Origin of the sequence: Hydrotalea sp. AMD, from assembly GCF_004100315.1 — a bacterium.
In the GTDB taxonomy this organism is placed as follows: domain Bacteria; phylum Bacteroidota; class Bacteroidia; order Chitinophagales; family Chitinophagaceae; genus Hydrotalea; species Hydrotalea flava.
Genome location: NZ_SCKY01000007.1, coordinates 22,472 through 43,372 on the forward strand (window position 1 = coordinate 22,472; position 20,901 = coordinate 43,372).

Consider the following 20,901-nt stretch of genomic DNA (forward strand, 5'->3'; position numbering starts at 1 on the left):
TTGGCAAAAGTAAGTAAAGCATATTTATTTTATAACTTATCGGTAATAAGGTGCTTTTAACCTGGCTATTCTTTTATCTAACCATGGGTTTAGTTGCGGATTGGCATTTTGAAAAAATATAATTTTTGTACCATTTTCTCTGGCTAACGGATTATTCAGCGAGTCGATTACTGCAAATTTTTCAAAGAAATGAAAAGCAGTGTCGTTTAAATCGGGTAGGTGTTTAGCTATTAGAATAATGTTTTGAATGTGGTAATGATTGGGCATCCATAATAAAAAAGATGCCTCATTGCTATATACTTCAGGTAAGTGGTATTGACTGCCGTAATAATTCATGGCACCTGCAAATGCGTAATTACGGCTGAAAATAAGGGTGGTGCTTTTTTCATTTTCCGGTATGCTATTGTAAAAATTAGCCAATTTAGTGGTAGTGCTTTTCCAGCCTATCATATCGGCAAAATCTTGTGGCAATGGATGCATTTTTTGGTCTTCCCATTTAAATAAACCTGTTTGGTTTAAATGTGTTTGCGAATAATAGCTTGCTAATTTTTCTGGCGTTGCAACAGGTAATAATATTGGCAGTGCAAATAAACCCAATAATATTGAAAAGGCTAATGCAGGATATTTTAACCAACGTGCATGACCTTGCGTAAACTGTTCAAAAGCATAACCGCCAAAGGCAAATAAAATAGGATAAAGTCCTAAGGCATAATAATCCTTTCCATGCATTACTAACAATAAAAAAATCACAGTAAGATAAGCCCATCCAAATAATCTGAATTTTTTTCCTTCAGGTAAAAAGAATACCCAGATTAGTCCGGTAAGCCATATATAAAAACAAGGCAGATTCATGAGTAACTGCCCCGTTAAAAAATCTTTGTAACCTATATGTATTAATTGTGATTGTTCTAGTAATTGCATATGGTGTATAAAAGGAAAGTTGTGCAGGTATTGCCAGATGATATTGGGTAAAAAAATCAGCAAGGCAAGTAATGCAGCTAAATAAATATCCGGTTTGCCGAATACTTTTCTATGTTGGGTGAGCAGCAAACCAATAGCAATACCAATGGCATAAAATGCCACAGAATCTTTGCTCAACAACCCTAAACTCAAGGCAATTCCGCTGAAATAAATCCATTTATTATTTTGTGTAATAATCCATTGCAGCCAGCAAAAGCCAATAGCAGTATAAAAAAATACTTCTAAAAAATTAGGTTGAAATAAATAAAACAAACGTAAGTAACCACCAAAAATAAAAGGCAGCCATCCAAATAATAAAGCCAGGCTCTTGCCACCTAATTGAATAATGATTTTACCTGCCAGAAGAAAGGTACAACTGCCAAATAAAGCAGGCCATATTTTAATCCAGAATATATCATCACCTAACCAATTGGTTATCCATCCCAAAAAAGAAAGCAGGGGCGGTGCTTCTAAATAACCCCAGGCTATATGCATGGCTTCAGCTAAATATAAAAATTCATCGCGGTGGGGTTCATAAAAACTGCTCTGCAAAAAAAATGGAAGCAACAATTGTATTAATGACAGAAAAAACAGGAGTTTATATATAGCCTTCATCTTTTTTGCATTAAGATAAAGCATACTGCTATATTCCTATTCATTTTTTTACAATTATGCCTGCATTAGTTGTAGGGTATGTTTTATCCGGTGAATGGTTGCTTCCCTGCCAATAGCAGCCGCAATATCAAAAACATGCGGCCCAAATTTGCCACCTACCAGCATAATACGAAGCGGTAACATCAGTTCGCCGGGTTTTAGCTGATGTGCTGCAGCCATTTCTTTAAAATCTTTTTCTAAATTTTCTGCATTCCAAATGGTGGCCAATTCTAAATTGCGAATCAGTTCTGCAAAAAATTGTTGTTTGGCTGAGTTCCATTTTCCAGCAATGGAGGCCGTATCTATATGTTCCGGATGTTTGAAGAAAAAGGCAGATTGCTCCACAAAATCCGGTAATACCTGGCAACGTTCTTTCATCAATTCCATTACTTTATGCAAATAAGCATCATCTGCTATGGTAATACCTGCTTTAACAAAATAGGGTTTTACTTTGTCTGCATACTGTTGTACAGGTAATTGTTGTAACCAGCTATGGTTAAACCATTTGGCTTTTTCATAATCGAATTTTGCGCCGCCTTTGTGTATTCGTTCAATCGAAAATTTTTCAATCAGTTCCTGTAATGAAAATATTTCTTGTCCGCTACCATCATTCCAGCCCAGCATGGCCAGCATATTCACAAAAGCTTCGGGTAAAAAACCACGTTCTTTAAATCCGGTAGTAGTATTGCCGGTGGCGGGGTCAGTCCAATCCATGGCAAATACTGGGAAGCCCAATCTTTCCCCGTCGCGTTTGCTGAGCTTTCCATTACCATCGGGTTTTAATATCAACGGTAAATGCGCCCATTGTGGCATCTTATCTAATCCAAACAAATATTTCCAAAGCAATATATGTACCGGTGCGCTGGGTAGCCATTCTTCTCCTCTGAATGCATGGGTAATTTGCATTAAATAATCATCAACCACAACTGCAAGGTGATAGGTAGGCATGCCATCTGCTTTCAATAAAACTTTATCATCACTTAAACCGGTATTAAATTCAACAGTTCCTCTAATTAAATCATGGCAGGTAACCGTTTCGTTCTCCGGCATTTTAATACGTATTACATAAGGTGCATTGCCGGCCAATTTTTCTAACACAGCTTCTGGGTTTAAAGTAAGCGAATTGGTGCATTGCCTGCGGGTTTGATGATTGTATTGAAAGTTAGGAATTGCTTTACGTTGAGCATCTAAGGCTTCGGGCGTATCAAATGCATAATAGGCATAGCCTTTTTCAACTAATTGTAAGGCATATTGTTTATAAATGTCTTTTCTTTCACTTTGTCTGTATGGCGCAAATGGGCCACCGTTAACAGGGCTTTCATCCGGTTTTAATCCGCACCATTGTAAACAGTCAAATATATATTGTTCAGCCCCTTCTACAAAGCGGGTTTGGTCGGTATCTTCTATTCTTACAACAAAAGTGCCCTTGTGTTGCCTGGCAAATAAATAATTAAATAATACGGTGCGTACACCTCCTAAATGTAAACCACCGGTGGGCGATGGGGCAAAACGAACCCTTACTTTTTTATTCTCCATGCTGCAAAGATAATACTGCCGCTTACTTTCTGTACTGATAAAAGTATTTAGAAATATCTTTGTACCATGTACTTTGTAAAAACACCCTGGTGGTTAAGTAAATTGTATCCGGCATTAACCTGGCGTATTCCGGTAAAGGAAAAAACTTTATTTTTAACTTTTGATGATGGCCCGGAAATAGCAGCAACACCTTTTGTATTAAATGTTTTGAAACAATACCATGCAAAAGCTACTTTTTTTTGTTTGGGAAAAAATGTAGCAGAATATATCGAAATCTATGAACGAATACTTGCAGAAGGTCATGCTGTTGGTAACCATACCTTCCGGCATTTGAACGGATGGAAAACCAATAATACGCTTTATTTTAATGATGTTTTTGAAGCTGCTAAATATATTGATTCCAACTTATTCCGGCCACCTTATGGGCGCATTACCCGTTTTCAGGCCGGTATATTGCAACGTCCTGCCAATTCATCCATGCAAAGAACATTTCGTGTAATTATGTGGGATGTGCTGAGTGGCGATTTTGATACCCGGATTTCATCTGTTGAATGTTTGGCGAATGTGGTAACCCATGCGCAACCCGGCTCTATCATTGTATTTCATGATAGTGTAAAAGCATTTCCACATTTAAAAAATGTATTGCCAAAGGTGTTGGCTCATTTTACCGAAAAAGGATATCAGTTTAAAACTATTCCTTTATAAAAAAATGGCCAGAGTAAATACTCCGGCCCTGTTTATTCCGTACCCTATGAAAACAAAATTTAATTTGTTCTTTTTAACTTTTTTCTGACGGACAATCGCAACACTTAAACGTTGCCTGTTCATTATTATTGTGAAAAAAATAATTTTTTTATGCTGCTGATTGATACACACACCCATTTGTATGTTGAAGAATTTAATGAAGACAGAGATGCTGTTGTGCACCGTGCCATTGCTTCCGGAATTACAAAAATGTTTTTACCTGCCATAGATGCTGCTACTTACAGCGCTATGATGGATATGGAAAAAAAATATCCGGGAAATTGTATTTCGATGATGGGACTGCATCCCTGTTCAGTAAACGAATCGGTTAACAATGCCCTGCAAATTGTAGAAGAATGGCTGAACAAAAGGCCTTTTGCGGCAGTTGGTGAAATTGGACTTGATTTTTATTGGGATAAAACTTTCATGCGACAGCAATATCAGGCATTTGATTTGCAAATGCAATGGGCGCTCGAAAAAAAATTACCCATCGTAATTCATACCCGCAATGCCATGCAGGAAACCATCAATCGCGTAAAGCCATTTGCACAGAAAGGGTTAACCGGGATTTTTCATTGTTTTAGTGGTAGTTATGAAAGTGCCAAACAAATAATTGATATGGATTTTATGTTGGGTATTGGTGGGGTGCTCACTTATAAAAATGCGGGTTTACCTGCTGCATTAGAAAAAATACCGGTTGAACACATGGTTTTGGAAACGGATGCCCCTTATTTAACCCCGGTTCCTTTCCGTGGCAAAAGAAATGAAAGTAGTTATTTACAATATGTAGCAACATATTTGGCTACCATTAAAAGCCTTACTTTAGAAGATTTGGCCGCTATCACAACAGCGAATGCTGAAAAAATATTTCATGTGTAACAAGGAACAACTATTTTTGCCGCCCGGTAAATGGATTCAATTTGGTATTTTTAATACCGGCTGAGCCACTCCGGTTGTGCTGCTGTTGCGTCGCAATCCGTTCATCTGCAACAAGCACAGCAGCAAATGGCATTATACAGAGGGGTGTCCGAGTGGTTGAAGGAGCACGCCTGGAAAGTGTGTATACGGGAAACCGTATCGAGGGTTCGAATCCCTTCCCCTCTGCTTTTATCTTTCGTTGTTTTCCTTGAATTTCCTTCTTCTTCAATATTAATTTTCAGTTAATTTTTTAGTACATAAACAGCTTAAAAGCATTGTTCCAAGTTATTTTGATGAAATTATAATAAACTTAATAAACTTAATAATTGCTTAATACTAAATCTTCTTTAACTGTTATTCTCACCAATACTTTTGCGCCAAACAAAGCCATTGTTTGTGAAGAAAATAATTTTATTACTCATTCCTTGTTTCTTTTTTATTGCAGTGGTTGCACAAACAGTAACCATTCAGGGTAAAGTAACCGGAAGTAAAAATGAACCTTTAACAGGCGCTACCATTACTATTAGCGGCGATATGCAAATGGTAATTAAAACCAATGTAGATGGGATTTTTTCTTTTAAAGCTATTCCCGGTAAAAAATATACACTTCAAATTGCATATGTGGGCTATCAGACTAAAACCATTACCGATGTTAATGCCGGCAGCAATACCGATCAGCTTTCTGTTCACTTAATGGATGCCGGTAATAATTTAGGCGATGTTACCGTAAAAGCCTCCTCCAGAACACAAGCTAAAGTAGAAACCATAAACAGTGCTATTCAATACCAAAAAAATACGGCAGTAGTAGCACAGGTTCTTTCTGCAGAAGCCATTAAACGTACACCCGACCGCAATACAGGTGAGGTGTTGAAACGTATTCCGGGATTATCGGTTATTGATGGCCGTTATTTGGTAGTTCGCGGTTTAGCCGATCGTTACAATCAGGCCATGCTAAATGGTATTTTATTGAGTAGTACTGAACCCGATCGTAAAACTTTTGCTTTTGATATTTTTCCTTCTAACATTATTGATAATATTATTATCAATAAAACATTTTTGCCTGAATATTCAGGTGAGTGGGCCGGTGGATTGGTGCAAATTACCACCAACGATGTACCATTAAAAAAGTTTATGGAAGTACAAGTGGGTACCGGTTTTAATACCCAAACCATTGGTCATGATTTTTATAATTATAAAGGTGGCAAACTCGATTTTTTAGGATTTGATGATGGTACCCGTGCTTTGCCTGCCGGCCTTCCTTCTAAATCGGTGTTTAATGAATTAACACCTGAACAAAAAACCACCTATGGAAAATTATTTGAGAATGTATGGACAGCCAATCCACAAAATAATACCCTCCAATTAATATCTAAAAACTTTAGAGTAGCAGGTGGTTTTAATACAGCAATGGGTAACCGTAATAAACTGGGGTGTGTGTTTGCATTAAACTATAATTTAACCCCACGCCGTATCTTTTTTAAAAATAGAATTTTTTCATTTTCCAATAATCAGGCAAGCGTAAATTTTGATTATTCCAACAACAAATATGCTAACGATGTGTTATGGGGTGCATTGGGTTCATTAACATTGCAATTGGGTAATTACAATAAACTATCTTGGAAAAATATTTTCAACGTAAATACATCTGATTATACTACAGGCAGAACCGGGAAAGATTTTGAAAGCAACTCAACTATAGGCGATAATATTCGTGCATCTGAACTGGCGTTTAAAGCCAATACTTATTACAATACCAACCTTTCCGGAGAACATTTTATACCAGCTCTGAAAGTAAAATTAGATTGGTTTGGCAGCTTTGCTATTTTAGATCAATACATTCCCGATCAGCGGCGTTTGCAATATAATCAGGAAGATCCATCTATTCCTTCATCACCTTACGCATTGTTAATCAGTGCCTCAAAAACCTCGCAACGTAGTGGCAGCAGGTATTACGGGTTTTTAAATGATTATATTTATACAACAGGTGCCAATATTACCAAATCATTACGTTGGAACAATCAATTACAAAATATAAAAGCCGGTTACTTTTTTCAGGTAAAAGATAGGTTGTTCGATTCACGCCCATTTGCAATTTATTTACCTGTCGATAATCCGACACTTCGTTTAGAGGATCCATCGGTTGTTTTTAGCGCTCAAAATTTTGGAAATGGTACCGATAATAAATTTGCTTTTAATGAAATATATGATATTCGTTACCGCTATTTAGCCAACTCTATTTTAAATGCAGGTTTTTTACAAATCGATAACCAATTACTGCACAACAAACTGCGTATTATTTGGGGTGCCAGGGTTGAGAATTTTGATCAGTTATTGGGCAGTGTACGCAAAACCGATCCCCGTTATCTTCATACCGAAAAATTAGATGTGCTACCCGGCTTAAATGCTACCTATAAATTAACTAACGCTGTTAATCTTCGTTTAGCAGGCTCGCAAACTGTTATCCGCCCAGAGTTTAGAGAGTTGTCTTCTTTTTCATTTTATGATTTTGATTTAGGTGCAACTATTACGGGTAATCCTAATTTGCCCCGTACCAAAGTAACCAATTTTGATTTGCGCTATGAGTTCTATCCTAAAGCAGGTGAAATATTGAATGTAGGTGTATTTTATAAATATTTTCAAAATCCTACTGAGCTTTATTTTAATAATACAGGCGCAGGTAGTTCAGGTACCTTTAATTATATTTCTCCTGATGATGCGCAAAGTTTTGGTGCTGAAATTGAATTTAGAAAGCGCTTAGACTTTACCACTGCGCTCAAAAACTTTACAGTACAGGGTAACTTGTCTTACATCTACAATCGTGTGCCAAGTTTAGGCAGGCCCATGCAGGGACAAAGTCCTTACTTGTTGAATATTGGCTTGCAATATGATGTTCCATCAATCGGACTGAATACCACCCTACTTTTCAATCAAATAGGCCGCCGAATTTATTATGTGGGTGGCAGCGATAATCCACCGGTATGGGAAGCGCCAAGGCCTTTATTAGACATGCAGATTGCCAAAAAAGTACTAAAAAACAGAGCAGAAATTAAATTAAATATTTCTGATATCATTAACCAGGAAGCACGTTTTTATCATGATTTGAATGATAATAAAAAATACGATGCAGGTATTGATGCACTGGCTATCAGAAAAAAATATGGAACCAATGTAACCTTATCATTTGCTTATACAATTCTTAAATAAAAAAACAGAAAACACATTTCTAAACCAAATCTTCATCACGTATGAAACAAACTATTTTATTCATGGCTACGGCACTTTTAGTGATAACCGGTTGCCGCAAAATTGAAATGGATGGGGGCACCACCATCAATCCTAATCCTGCACCAACACCGGGGGTGGAAAATACTATTTTAGAAGGTAGAATTAAAGTAAATACTACTTTAAAAGCCAATTATACCTATAAATTAAGAGGATTGGTGTATGTAACTGAAGGTGCCATTTTAACCATTGAGCCGGGTACTAAAATTGTAGGCGAATTAAACAAAGCAGGCGGATTAGTTATTACACGGGGATCTAAAATTATTGCCGATGGAACTGCCGATAAACCCATTGTATTTACATCTGAATCGCCCAATCCGCAACGTGGCGATTGGTCGGGTGTTGTTTTATTAGGTCAGGCGCCCACCAATGCTTCTTTTAATGGACAGACAGGTGTAGGTGAAATTGAAGGCGGTATTAATAATGCTGATGGTTTGGGCTTGTATGGTTTAGGTTCCAGTTCAAATCCTGCTGATAACAGTGGAATTTTACGTTATGTTAGAATTGAATATGCAGGGTATGCATTTTTACCCGATAAAGAAATTAATGGTTTAACTTTTGGTGGTGTAGGAAATGGCACTGTGGTAGATTATGTGCAGGTATCTTATGCCAACGATGATTCATTTGAGTGGTTTGGCGGTACTGTAAATTGCAAACACATGATTTCTTTTAGAACATTAGATGATGATTTTGATACGGATAACGGTTTTCAGGGAAAAGTGCAGTTTGGTATTGCCCTGCGTGATAGTGCTGTAGCCGATATTTCGAAAAGTGAAGCTTTTGAAAGCGATAACGACGCAAATGGTAGTACGTTATTACCTCAAACAAATGCTGTTTTTAGTAATATGACTGTTTTAGGGCCTAAAGCACAATTAAATAATAAAGGCAATAGTTTGTTTTTGTGTGGTGCACAAATCAGAAGAAATTCCAGTATCAGCATCATGAATTCTATTATTGCCGGATGGCCGCAGGGTTTGTTGATTGATGCCAGCAAAGGCACTCCAACCGATTTAAACATTACAGCTGCTACACCCAGCCTCTATGTTCAAAATACCATCATTGCAGGTTGCACTGCACCGGTAAAATATGCACCATCCACCACTGCACCTACCGGTGCAACAGATGCTTCTATTTTAAGTTGGTTTAATACTGCTGCCAATGGCAACGCAATTTTAGATAACAATAGTGATGTGGCTTTAGGCGATCCATTTAATTACAGTTCACCCGATTTCAATCCTACTGCAGCTTCTCCTGCTAAATCGGGTGCTGCTTTTGGTAATCCCAAATTAAATGCCTGGTTTACACCGGTGGCTTATATAGGTGCTTGTGCACCCGGAGATACCTGGTGGAAAAGCTGGACTAAATTCAACTAATATAAAATACTTTAACAAACAGCCTTGTATCGTACAGGGCTGTTTGTGTTTATGAAATATTTAATGTATTTAGCATGAGAAATGTTGCTTTCTTTTTTTTGATAAGCATTGTTTTGCTAAGTTGTGCTGACAAAAAACCATCTGCCAATTCTGTGAAAGATACAATTGCATTAATGCCTGTACATTTAATGGATAGTATTCAAAATGTATTTGGCAATGAAAACTGGCGGATAGTGAATGGAAAGGATACCACCTATCAGTATTTTAGCCGGCGAAACGATCTGTTGATTCATGTATACCAATATAAAATGCAGCACGGCGATTCAGTTCAATCGGTTTTAAATAAAATTTATTGTACACCGAAAGGCATACTCTGGCAGCAGGATACTGATACCTTTCAACTATTGAATGCAAAACAGAATAGCAACACTTGGGTACATCATTCAGATACTCTGCAATATCAATTGATATTGTCTGTTACTATTGAACAACAATTTCAGGGTAAACGTGCAATCATGCAGCAAACTATAAATCTTACCGATTTTTTGGTGCGTAGTCGGTATGATTTTTTACATGGCACCCATTATGCAAATGATACTGCACGATTTAAACGCACAGTAAACAAAAAGACAAAATAGCCTTCTTTTTTAAATTTTGTGTAAAACTGTTTGTAACGTCGTTTTTTATACTTTATATTACCGTTTTGACAAATTAACTATGACATTTGTACGAATGGTTTATTTGGTTATGTTTACCATAACCGGCGGTTATGCTCAGCAGCAAAATGGATTACGATTTGCACTGAATGAATCAGGCAGTCACTATTTTCAATTTACATTTCTAAATCAAACCTGGCTCCGGTTTAACCAAAACAATCCGGGTAGTCTGGGTAGTCTGGTTGAAGGCGAATCGCAAAAAAATACATTTGATATAGGCCTGCGTAGAACGCGGATTCAAATGTTTAGGAAAATAACGGATAGGGCTTTTCTTTACTTTCAATTTGGTCAAAATAATTTTAATGCGCAATATAACAGTAATGGTAACAGAAAAATTGCGGCTTTTTTTCATGATGCATTGTGTGAGTATAGTTTTGCAGAAGATAATACGCTGAAAATAGGCGCCGGTCTTACCATTGCTACCGGCCTTTCCCGGTTTACACAGCCAGGTATAAGTTCTATCCTAACCACTGATGTGCCGGTGTTTGCACAAACAACTGTAGATCAAACCGATATTTTTAGCAGAAAGTTAAGTGTGTATGCACGGGGCCAATTAGGCAAGTTTGACTATCGTTTTATTTTGAGCGATCCTTTCCCAATTACTTCTTCCGTAACTAATTTGCCACCCATTGGTAATGATGCCAACTTTGCTCAAAAAAACATTCATTACGGCAACAGGCTTATATCATCTATCAGTTTTTTGAACAGGAACCACACGCTACACCCTACATGGCAGGAACCTATTTAGGAAAAAGAAAAATTTTTAATGTAGCCATAGGTGGTATTTATCAACTCAATGCAACCTGGCATTTAAATAATAATGGTACAGCCTATCAACCCATGCAACATTTTGCTGTTGAAAGTTTTTTAGATATGCCTCTAAATACACAAAAAGGTTCTGCTATTTCAGCTTATATTGGCTATTTTAATACCAATTATGGTAGTAATTATTTGTGCTATAACGGTATTATGAATCCTGCTAACGGCACTTTATTGAATGCTACTAATAGTTTAACCGGTAATAAAACAGGAAATGAAAAGGGCAAATTTTTGCCTGATGTATTTTCTACATTGGCAAAATATGATAAGTTAAATGGTTTGTATATGCATACCATTAATATAGGTGTTCACTATTTAATAAATGGGCAGCAAGCCAAAATATCTCTCGATTTGCAAAACCGGCCTGTTTACGTTGTAGAAAACAATACCATCAATAACAATGGCAGATTGAATACGTTGACAATGCAGTATCAATTATTTTTTTAATGATTTGTGTACGGTTTGGTATGGATGTGAAAGAATAAAATGTAGATTAATATAATTTGTCTTTTACAGGATGATTAGCCCAATCGGGATCGTATTTTACAAACCAGCTTAGCCATAAGGAACGTGATAACCGCATAATAAAAGGTTGAATAAGAATGATGAGTACAATGGCCGTACCCATCCAATAAAATATACGCATATCATCAATATCGAACGACATGCCAATAAGTACCCACCAGGCAACAAATGTACTCACAAAGAATGCTACTGATAATGCATAGCTAACATAACCTGTACCATAATAAAATCCTTCTTCTACTTCAGTAGGCTGCCCACACACAGGGCATTTTTCATGCATATCCATATTGTGTTTAAAATCATAGGCATTATTGGTAACGAAAATATTGCCCTGTCTGCATCTTGGGCATTTATTGGTAAGCGTGGCAATTAAATAGCCCGGATTTTTTGAATGGTTACGCATATTGTTCAATCATTTTTTACTTAACAAAATACCTGTTCGTTTAGTTGTTGTCAGCTACCGCCATTATAAGCTTCAATACCAACAGCCCTCAGCATATTAACAGCTATACTGCTGGTTGCACCGGTTTCGCACACTAAAATATATATCCTTTTTATCTGCAAAAGTACAGGAATAGCATTTTATATCTGTTCAAAGGGGATATTTATGGTATTTGCTACATGCTCGTTTTGATAAGCTGTACGCGGTCGGAGATCAATTACAATGGCACCATTCAGAAAAAAAGTTTTCAAATAACTATCTGTTGGTATTAGTTTCTTTCGTAAAGTAAAAAGTTTCATTCGCACAAATTCATTTACTGCAAAGTTGAAAATGAATCCATGTAAAAAATGTGACAAATGTTACTTTGCTAAATCATTTCTTTATGAAAAGTTTCTTTTAACTCAATTGTATTTCTTGAAAGGCTTAGTAAATTCTTTTGTTCAAGTTTTTTTAACAATCTTGAAATAACTTCTCTTGATGAGTTCAACTCATCTGCTATTTGCTGGTGCGATAAATTAATTTGATTGCTTTTGTGTGCTTTGGAGTAACGCTTCAGATAAAAAATTAATCGCTCATCCATATTTCTGAATGCAATATGATCAATTAATAACAACAGTTCTTCAAAGCGATTTCTGTAGGTTTCTAAAACGTAATAATACCAGCTTTTGTATTTGCTCATCCATTGGTCCATTAAATGAATGGGTACCATCATAATGACACTTTCTTCAACCGATTTTACCATTACTTTACTGGCTTCCATTTTTGAAGCACATACCAATGAAATGGCGCAGGCTTCGCCGGGTTGCAGGTAGTACATTAAAAACTCACCACCATCTTCATTCTCTCTGAATATTTTCAATGTGCCTTCTACAACCAATAATGCACTTTTAATATATTGGCCTGTTCTGATTAATATTTCGTCTGCAGGAATGGTTTTTAGAATACTGTTTGCTTCTATTTCCTGCAATAAAGCAGGTTCTAACTGTGGAAACATTTTATAAAGTGGCTGCATAGCTATTCTTTACGTGTTAATTATTTTTTCCATTTGCATACTTCTGGAGCCTTTAATTAAGATATACGCCTGATGAAAATTTTGTTCGCGTAACCACTTACTGGCTTCTGAAGCATTATTCAGGTAAAGGTAGTTATGTTTTACCAGGCTGAAATCGCCTCCAACCAATATAACCGCATGCCATTTAAATTGTTCCAGTAAATGCACAATATTCTGATGTTCTGCAAGGCTTTCTTCACCCAATTCCATCATACCGCCAATCATAACTACCTTTTCCTTTCCGGGCATTTTAGCAAAATTTTCAATGGCAGCCTTCATGCTGGTGGGGTTGGCATTGTATGCATCTAAAATAATGTGGTTGTTGTTGAATTGAATCAGTTGCGAACGGCTGTTATTGGGCTGATAAGCTTCAATGGCATCTTTTATTTTTTGTTCCGGCACATTAAAGTGTTTACCTACGGCTACTGCACATAAAATATTGGGTAAATTGTAATCGCCAACTAAATGCGTTTTGATATGGCTGATTTCCTTTGTGCCTTTTGTAAGTTGTACCGATAGAAAATAATTGTTCTCCTGTATATTGCCAATAATATCTGCATTGGCCGTACCATAAGTTAGTTTAAGATGGATGCCTTTGCTCATTTCCTGTAAGTAATCATAATCAGCATTCATAAATACCATGCCGTTATGCGTTCTAATAAAATCATACAGTTCACCTTTGCCTTTGCGAACGCCTTCTATACTACCAAAACCTTCTAAATGTGCTTTGCCACAATTGGTAATAATGCCATGGGTAGGCAGGGTATAAGTGCAATAACCGGCAATTTCTTTTTGGTGATTGGCACCCATTTCAATTACAGCTATTTGGGCATCTTGTTTTACCTGTAAAATAGTGAGTGGTATACCAATATGGTTATTGAGGTTTCCATGAGTAGTATAGCATTTAAAATGGCTACCCAACACAGCGCTCACCAATTCTTTTGTGGTAGTTTTTCCGTTGCTGCCTGTAATGGCCAAAAAGGGAATGTTGAATTGCTTTCTATGATGAAGAGCTAATTGCTGCAGGGTTTGCAGTACATCATTCACAACAAAAATACGATTATTGATTATATCCGGTTGCTCATCTACAATTGCATAAGCTGCACCTTGTTGCAAAGCCTGTAGCGCAAAGGTATTACCGTTAAAATTGGGTCCTTTTAATGCAAAGAATATGTCATCTTTTTTTATTTTTCTGGTATCGGTTTGTACTTGCGGATATTGCAGATAAATTTGGTAGAGTACGTCAATGCTAATCATACAATAGGTTTATCATTTGTTTCAATATAAATTTAACTGAAAAGTTGTTTACGCAAGAACGCCATCTTCAAAAAAAGATGGCGTTTCATTTTTCCACTGATTAAGTGGAATTGCTGTATTTACCTTTCCTTTATCTTTTAGCTCTTCTTGCCGGGAAGAAGTTGCCTGTTTGTGCTTTTCTGGAAGTGCCTTCAGCAGCGCCATAATGCGTCATGGCACAACGGAAACCAATGGTACTGCTGCTTTGGTCTTCTTCTAAGAAGCGGCGGGTTCCGGGTGATAACCAGTAAGGTCTGTCGTTCCAACTGCCACCTTTTACTACTCTCGATTTATCTGAAATAAGTGTAGTAATGCCATAGCCATAATTCACCCCACTTAAAGAGTCACCATCTAAATAATTTTTGGCATATGCTCTTTGGTAATTTCTTCTTTCTCTCAATGCGGAATCAGATTCTGGTACCATTACAATACGACCTAAACTATCTCTTAAATTGCCTGTTCCGCGGCTCATATCTACTTTTTTGAAAACATTGCCTCTGAATGGATTAAAATCGTCTGCATCTAAGCTGGTTAATGGTCTGTACACATCTGCTACCCACTCGCTTACATTACCACTCATATTATAAATGCCAAAACCATTGGGAGAAAAGGAAGTTACTTCTGCAGGTATAGCTGCATTATCGTTTAAACCACCTGCAACACCCATATTATCACCTGCCCCTCTCTTAAAGTTGGCTAGAAAAGCACCCTGATAAGCACCTGCACGTGTAGAACGCAGGTTGTCAAATCCTGCATTTTTCCAGGCATAAATCTGTTTATTGGCAATATTCTCTTCTCCTCTGGTTTTCTTTCCTTTTTTTACCTGTGGGTTTTCAGCAATATAGCCGTAGGCTGCATATTCCCATTCGGCTTCTGTGGGTAAGCGATAGTCGCCATATAAAATACCATCATCAAATTTTACTGTGGTTCTGGGCCGGCCCTGTGCATCTTTTAAAGGGTTACTTTTAGAAGTAGCTAATTTACCTGGCTGTACCTGATATTCGCCCATTAAATAGGCTTTGGTATCAAAATTCTCCTGGCCACCGCCATTCAATTCGGTTTTAATATTGTTTTTATTGATGTAGCCTTTCTTAATAAGTTCTAATTCATTTACCCGGTCGGTTCTCCAAACACAAAAATCGCTGGCCTGTTTCCAGTTTACACCTACTACTGGATAATAATTATAAGCGGGGTGGCGAAAATAATATTCAACATAAGGCTCATTATAGGCCAATTCACTTCTCCATACCAATGTATCGGGCTTTGCTGCCTCAATTACTTCGGGATAAGCAGTGGTATCGCTGAAAACATTTTCTACCCAATACAAATATTCACGATAATGCACATTCGCAATTTCTGTTTTATCGATGAAAAAGGAATTCACCGTAACGCGACGGGGAATATTGTTCCAATCGCCCATTACATCTTCTTGTGTAGCACCCATAGTGAAAGTACCACCCTGCACAAATACCAAACCGGGAGCGGTATTAATGTCTTTAGGTTTTGCTACATAAAAATTACCCTGTGTTTTGTCATTATAATTCCAGCCGGTAACAGCCGATTTTTCAGGTTTTTTCTTAAATACTTTACAAGAAGCAGCAGCGCCAATCAGCGACAATAATAACACACAGTTTCTTGCAGTTGTAAGCAATTGCATGATATGAATTTTAAGGTTCTTAAACAGTAAAAGATAGAGGGTAAAGTTTTTGCGCTGTGCGAATATAGGCGATTTTTATACATGAATCATCTTAAATATAACAATCTACAGCCGAAAACCCTAATTTTAGCCTTAAAAAAGGGGATTGCCGCAGTAAATGATTATGCTAAATAAAACGATAAATTGTTTCCAGCCAAAAACAATTGCCTATTTTTTTAAAATTACCCTTGTTTTTTTTCTCCTAACTGCTGCTATAACGTTAAAAGCCCAAAGAAATTATGTGCCCAATTCAGTTTTATCTGCCGGTAATTGGTTCAAAATTGGGGTTACTAAAGCTGGCGTTTATAAAATAGATGTTGCCTTTTTAAAAAATATGGGCATAAATACCGCCAACCTATTGGCAGGTTCTTTACGCATTTATGGAAATGGGGGGCAAATGTTACCCGAAAATAATATTTTACCCCGAATAGATGATTTGTTTGAAAATGCCATTTGGGTAAATGATGGCGGCGATGGTATTTTCAATAACAACGATTATGTACTTTTTTATGCTGCGGGCCCGCATCAATGGATGTATGATGCTGCCAAACAGCAGTTCTTATACCAAAAAAACCTGTACAGCGATACCGCTTTTTATTACATTACCATTCAACCTTCAGGAAAAAGAATTAGCACACAAGTAACTGCTTTAAGCCCAACTGTTTTAGTGAATAGTTTTACTGATCATTTTGCCATTGAAAACGATTCAGTAAACTTGTTAAACAGTGGTAAAGCATGGTGGAGTAACCCTATGAGCCAAAATGCCGGATTAACCAGAAATGTTACTTTTCAGGTTCCGGGTCTTTTAAATAATACACCTGTAGGCGTAAGCTACCATTTGGCGGGTAGAAGTGTGGGGGCTAATAGTAGTAGTTTTTCGTTAAGCTTAAATGGCAATTTATTTGCCACACCTTCTATTGCCGGCGTTTCCGGTTATTTTTTAGATGCTTATGCCACTGAGGTACAGCAACAAGCATCGGTTAGTTTGCCGAATGCAGATTCGGTATTGAAAGTAACCCTCCAATTTAATCCCGGTGTTTCTGGCGCGCAGGGGTGGATGCATCAAATTGTATTGCAATGCCGGCGTAAATTAGCCATATACAATGGTATGCCATTGCTGTTTTCTGACCCTGCAGCTGTGGGTGCAGGCCGAGTTGCACAATTTCAGATATCGAATGCTAACGCTAATATTCGTGTTTGGGATGTTACTCAACCCCTTGTACCTATTGAAATGAATACGCAAATCATGAATCAGCAACTGTTATTTGTACAACCTGCTGATTCTTTAAAACAATACATTGCCTTTACTGACACGAATGCATTACAGCCACTTGCCTTGGGGGCAATGAATAATCAAAACCTGCATCGTACCAGTCCGGCCGATTTTATCATTATTACTCATCCGCAGTTTATAACACAGGCTAACCAACTGGCTGCATTTCATCAACAACAATATTCACAAAGGGTGCAGGTAGTTACTACGCAACAAATTTATCAGGAGTTTAGTAGTGGTAATCCGGATCCTACGGCTATCAGAGATTTCTTAAAAATGTATGATGATAAGTATGGCGCCGATTCAACTAACCAATTAAAATATGTACTATTATTTGGTGCTGCTTCTTTTGATTATAAAAATCGCATTCAACCCAATACCAATTTTGTACCTGCTTATGAAAGTGCCAACAGTGTTGAGCCTTTAAATACATATGTTACCGACGATTTTTTTGGATTATTAGGCAATACAGATGACATTAATCAGGTGAATGTGGCGCCGCCGTTGAAGTTAGCGATTGGTCGTTTCCCCGTTCGTACTACAACAGAAGCTACTACTATGGTGAATAAAATGATACACTATCATGCCAAAACGGCTTTTGGTGCCTGGCGCAATCAGTCGGTTTTTGTAGCCGATGATAAAGACAATGATTTGCATTTGCAGGATGCAGAATCAATTGCAGCTACCACTGCACAATACGATACAGCCATTAATATCAACAAAATTTATTTAGATGCCTATCCAATGATAAGTGGGGCAGGAGGCAGCAGGTATCCACAAGTCAATGCAGCCATCGTTAGCCAATTGTATAATGGGGCTTTAATTTTTAACTACAATGGGCATGGAGGGTATCAACAATTATCTAATTCTGCAGTATTTGGCCAAACCGAATTGCAACAACTCAATAATCCCGATAAATTGCCTTTGTTTATTACGGCTACCTGCGATTTTGCACCTTATGATGATCCTACCAAAAATTCTTTAGGCGGCGGTTTGTTATACAATGGTAATACCGGCGCTATTGCCTTATTAACTACTACCCGTGTCGTGTTTGCCTATAGTAACCAAATTATTAATAATAATTATATGCAGGCTGCTTTGCAACCCAATGCTTCCGGTGTATATCCTACTTTGGGTCAATCTGTTTTAACTGCTAAAAATATTACCTATCAAAACAGTAGCGATGTTTTAAATAACCGAAAATTTACATTATTGGGAGATCCTGCCATGCGGCTTTCCTTCCCGACACTTCAAATTAAAATTGATCAGCTGAACCAACAGGCTTTAACGGGTAATGATACGTTAAAAGCGCTGAATACCTATACATTTAGTGGGCATATTGCCAACGCACAGGGGCAGATGCAAACTTCATTTAATGGCAATTTAGTAGCCACTTTATTCGATAAGCCACAACAACTGCGTAGTTTAGGGAATGACCCTGCCAGCCCTGTTACTACTTTTATGCAGCAAACCAACATTATTTATAAAGGTCAGGTTTCTGTTACAAATGGTCGTTTTCAGGTAAGATTTGTGGTACCCAAGGATATTAACTATAAGGCCGGGAATAGTAAACTAAGTTTATATGCCTGGAATGATGTTTTGGATGCTACCGGTTACACTACGCAATTTTTAATTGGTGGTGGTAATAGTCTGTTGCCCGCAGATACGGCTGGCCCAACTATCAAAGCATTTTTAAATGATACGCTTTTTAGAGCGGGTAGTACGGTTGACCCCAACCCATTATTATTGGTGCATTTGTTCGATTCGTTAGGTATAAATACCATCGGCGCAGGTATTGGCCACGATATTACAGCTGTATTAGATGGTAATACGAATAATCCTATTATACTCAATAGTTTTTATGAGGCTTTGCCCAATAGTTATCAGGCCGGCACCATTCAATACCAGTTAAACGGACTAACTCCCGGGCCACACACCTTAACTATAAAAGCCTGGAATGTAGCCAACTATGCACGATCAGTCACTATTCATTTTATTGTTAGTGCGGCGGTACCACCGAAAATATTATCCGTATACAACTATCCTAATCCCTTTAGCAGTCAAACCACATTTCGTTTGGTGCACAATATGGATGCGCCGGAAATAAAGGTAGAAATTGATGTTTTTAGCATGAATGGCAGTTTAGTGGCAAGGTTATTGCAAACTTTGCCCAATTCTTCCGGAGGAGTAGTAGAACTGAACTGGGACGGGCGGGGATTGAACAACAAAAAAATCTTGAATGGTTTGTATTTTTATCATATTATTGCATCCTCCAATACAGGAAAAGCTGAAGCAACAGCCAAATTTTTTGTTCACTAAAATGCTTGAATGAAATAATTCTACCTCTTAGTTTTTTAACCCATAGGGTATATTCATCACATTAAAATCTGTTATGAGAATAAGGGTATTCTTTTTAGTTCTTCTGCTCTGCATTGTGAGCCTGTCTGTATTTGCACAAACACAAACCGTGAACGTAACCACAACGGCTGTGCCTTTTTTGCGTATTTCTTCTGATGCCAGAGCCAGTGGTATGGGCGATGTTGGTATTGCCACTTCACCCGATGCCAATGGTATGTTTTGGAACCGGGCTAAATTACCTTTTGCTACAAACGATAATTCTATTGCTGTTACCTATTCTCCCTGGTTTAAAGATTTGGGATTAAATGATGTTTATTTAGCCAGTATTGCCGGTTATCATCGGTTGGATAATGAACAGGTTATTTCTGCCTCTGTTCGTTATTTTAGTTTAGGCAATATTCAGTTTGCAGATGCCAATGGAAATTTATTAGGTTCGTCAATGCCCAGAGAATTTGGAATTGATTTCGGTTATTCCAGAAAGCTTTCCAGTCAATTGGGTATCGGTGTGGCGCTGCGTTATATTAACAGTAGCCTTGCATCCGGTGATCCAAATAACAGCGGTGTAATTTATAAAGCAGGTTCTTCTGTAGCGGGTGATGTTACTCTGTACCATATTGCAGCTGATACTACAAAAAATTATTTTACCTGGGGTGTAACTTTAAGCAACCTTGGTTCAAAAATCAGTTATACCAATGATGCCAATATCAAAGATTATATTCCTGCCAATTTAGGTTTGGGTGCAGCATACACTGCCCGGTTAGATAAAGACAATAGAATAACTTTTGCAGTTGATTTGAATAAATTATTGGTGCCTACTTATGATTCTGCTACAGCACCAACCTATTATACCCAAAGCGTTTTCTCCAGTTGGTTTAAATCGTTCAGCGATGGCAGTAACCAACTCACTTCCTGGTTAATTTCTGCCGGTGCAGAATATAATTATGATAATACTTTCTTTATAAGAACCGGATATTTTTATGAAAATAAATATCGGGGTAACAGAAATTACCTGACCTTTGGTTTGGGGCTGAATTACCAAAATATTGGCATTAATCTCTCTTATTTAGTGGCGTCAGGATATGTAACTACACGTAACCCATTATCTAATACCATCAGAATTGGTCTGAACTTTGACTTAGCTAATAATGGTTCAGGTAAAAAAAACAATTTGAATTAGTAATAGTCCGGCTAAGTGTGGCCGTATTTTTTAATATTCACAGTACAAACATTTTGCCGGTTTGGATTGTAACATTATGTT

At 37.4% G+C, this 20,901-nt stretch carries 15 protein-coding genes and 1 tRNA gene; 10 read left to right on the plus strand and 6 right to left on the minus strand.

Annotation, left to right across the window (positions count from 1 at the left end):
• Positions 1-36: 36 nt before the first annotated feature.
• Positions 37-1,575, minus strand: coding sequence for a glycosyltransferase family 39 protein (locus tag EO766_RS06415; RefSeq protein ID WP_179855931.1), 1,539 nt, complete (start codon positions 1,573-1,575; stop codon positions 37-39).
• Between the two features lie 54 nt (positions 1,576-1,629).
• Positions 1,630-3,150, minus strand: coding sequence for a glutamate--tRNA ligase (gene gltX / locus EO766_RS06420; protein ID WP_074420992.1), 1,521 nt, complete (start codon positions 3,148-3,150; stop codon positions 1,630-1,632).
• A gap of 66 nt (positions 3,151-3,216) precedes the next feature.
• Between gltX and EO766_RS06425 the strand changes: the two genes are divergently transcribed.
• The 8 genes from EO766_RS06425 (at position 3,217) to EO766_RS06460 (ending at position 11,449) form a co-directional block, all read left to right on the plus strand.
• On the plus strand, positions 3,217-3,855 hold the full coding sequence (locus EO766_RS06425) for a polysaccharide deacetylase family protein (protein ID WP_074420993.1): 639 nt from the start codon (positions 3,217-3,219) through the stop codon (positions 3,853-3,855).
• A 150-nt stretch (positions 3,856-4,005) separates the two neighbouring features.
• Positions 4,006-4,773: a TatD family hydrolase gene (locus EO766_RS06430; RefSeq protein WP_074420997.1), complete on the plus strand. Its 768-nt coding sequence runs from the start codon at positions 4,006-4,008 to the stop codon at positions 4,771-4,773.
• Positions 4,774-4,911: 138 nt separating this feature from the next.
• Positions 4,912-4,998, plus strand: a tRNA-Ser gene (locus EO766_RS06435).
• A gap of 210 nt (positions 4,999-5,208) precedes the next feature.
• Complete coding sequence (locus EO766_RS06440) at positions 5,209-8,016, plus strand: TonB-dependent receptor (RefSeq protein WP_074420994.1); 2,808 nt, start codon at positions 5,209-5,211, stop codon at positions 8,014-8,016.
• A 41-nt stretch (positions 8,017-8,057) separates the two neighbouring features.
• Positions 8,058-9,467, plus strand: a complete 1,410-nt coding sequence (locus EO766_RS06445; RefSeq protein WP_074418054.1) for a beta-helix domain-containing protein — start codon at positions 8,058-8,060, stop codon at positions 9,465-9,467.
• 152 nt (positions 9,468-9,619) lie between these two features.
• Positions 9,620-10,105 (plus strand): hypothetical protein, encoded by a 486-nt coding sequence (locus tag EO766_RS06450; protein ID WP_287100809.1) that lies wholly within the window; start codon positions 9,620-9,622, stop codon positions 10,103-10,105.
• A 79-nt stretch (positions 10,106-10,184) separates the two neighbouring features.
• Positions 10,185-10,931: a hypothetical protein gene (locus EO766_RS06455; protein WP_218836934.1), complete on the plus strand. Its 747-nt coding sequence runs from the start codon at positions 10,185-10,187 to the stop codon at positions 10,929-10,931.
• A complete protein-coding gene (locus EO766_RS06460) occupies positions 10,913-11,449 on the plus strand; it encodes a hypothetical protein (protein ID WP_218058126.1) in 537 nt (178 codons plus the stop codon). Before EO766_RS06455 ends, EO766_RS06460 begins: the two co-directional genes overlap by 19 nt.
• Positions 11,450-11,495: 46 nt before the next feature.
• Here the strand turns inward: EO766_RS06460 and EO766_RS06465 are convergent, their stop codons facing one another.
• The 4 genes from EO766_RS06465 to EO766_RS06480 form a co-directional block, all read right to left on the minus strand.
• Positions 11,496-11,930: a DUF983 domain-containing protein gene (locus tag EO766_RS06465; protein ID WP_074418052.1), complete on the minus strand. Its 435-nt coding sequence runs from the start codon at positions 11,928-11,930 to the stop codon at positions 11,496-11,498.
• Between the two features lie 406 nt (positions 11,931-12,336).
• Positions 12,337-12,981 (minus strand): Crp/Fnr family transcriptional regulator, encoded by a 645-nt coding sequence (locus EO766_RS06470; RefSeq protein ID WP_074418051.1) that lies wholly within the window; start codon positions 12,979-12,981, stop codon positions 12,337-12,339.
• Positions 12,982-12,990: 9 nt separating this feature from the next.
• On the minus strand, positions 12,991-14,277 hold the full coding sequence (locus EO766_RS06475) for a UDP-N-acetylmuramoyl-tripeptide--D-alanyl-D-alanine ligase (protein WP_081299028.1): 1,287 nt from the start codon (positions 14,275-14,277) through the stop codon (positions 12,991-12,993).
• 130 nt (positions 14,278-14,407) lie between these two features.
• Positions 14,408-15,973, minus strand: a complete 1,566-nt coding sequence (locus EO766_RS06480; RefSeq protein ID WP_074418050.1) for an SUMF1/EgtB/PvdO family nonheme iron enzyme — start codon at positions 15,971-15,973, stop codon at positions 14,408-14,410.
• A 280-nt stretch (positions 15,974-16,253) separates the two neighbouring features.
• Between EO766_RS06480 and porU the strand changes: the two genes are divergently transcribed.
• Together porU and porV are read left to right on the plus strand one after the other, a co-directional pair.
• The gene (gene porU / locus EO766_RS06485) at positions 16,254-19,604 is read left to right on the plus strand and encodes a type IX secretion system sortase PorU (RefSeq protein WP_176712997.1); all 3,351 of its coding nucleotides are present in this window, start codon (positions 16,254-16,256) and stop codon (positions 19,602-19,604) included.
• A 73-nt stretch (positions 19,605-19,677) separates the two neighbouring features.
• Positions 19,678-20,820 (plus strand): type IX secretion system outer membrane channel protein PorV, encoded by a 1,143-nt coding sequence (gene porV, locus EO766_RS06490; RefSeq protein WP_074418048.1) that lies wholly within the window; start codon positions 19,678-19,680, stop codon positions 20,818-20,820.
• Positions 20,821-20,901 lie beyond the last annotated feature (81 nt).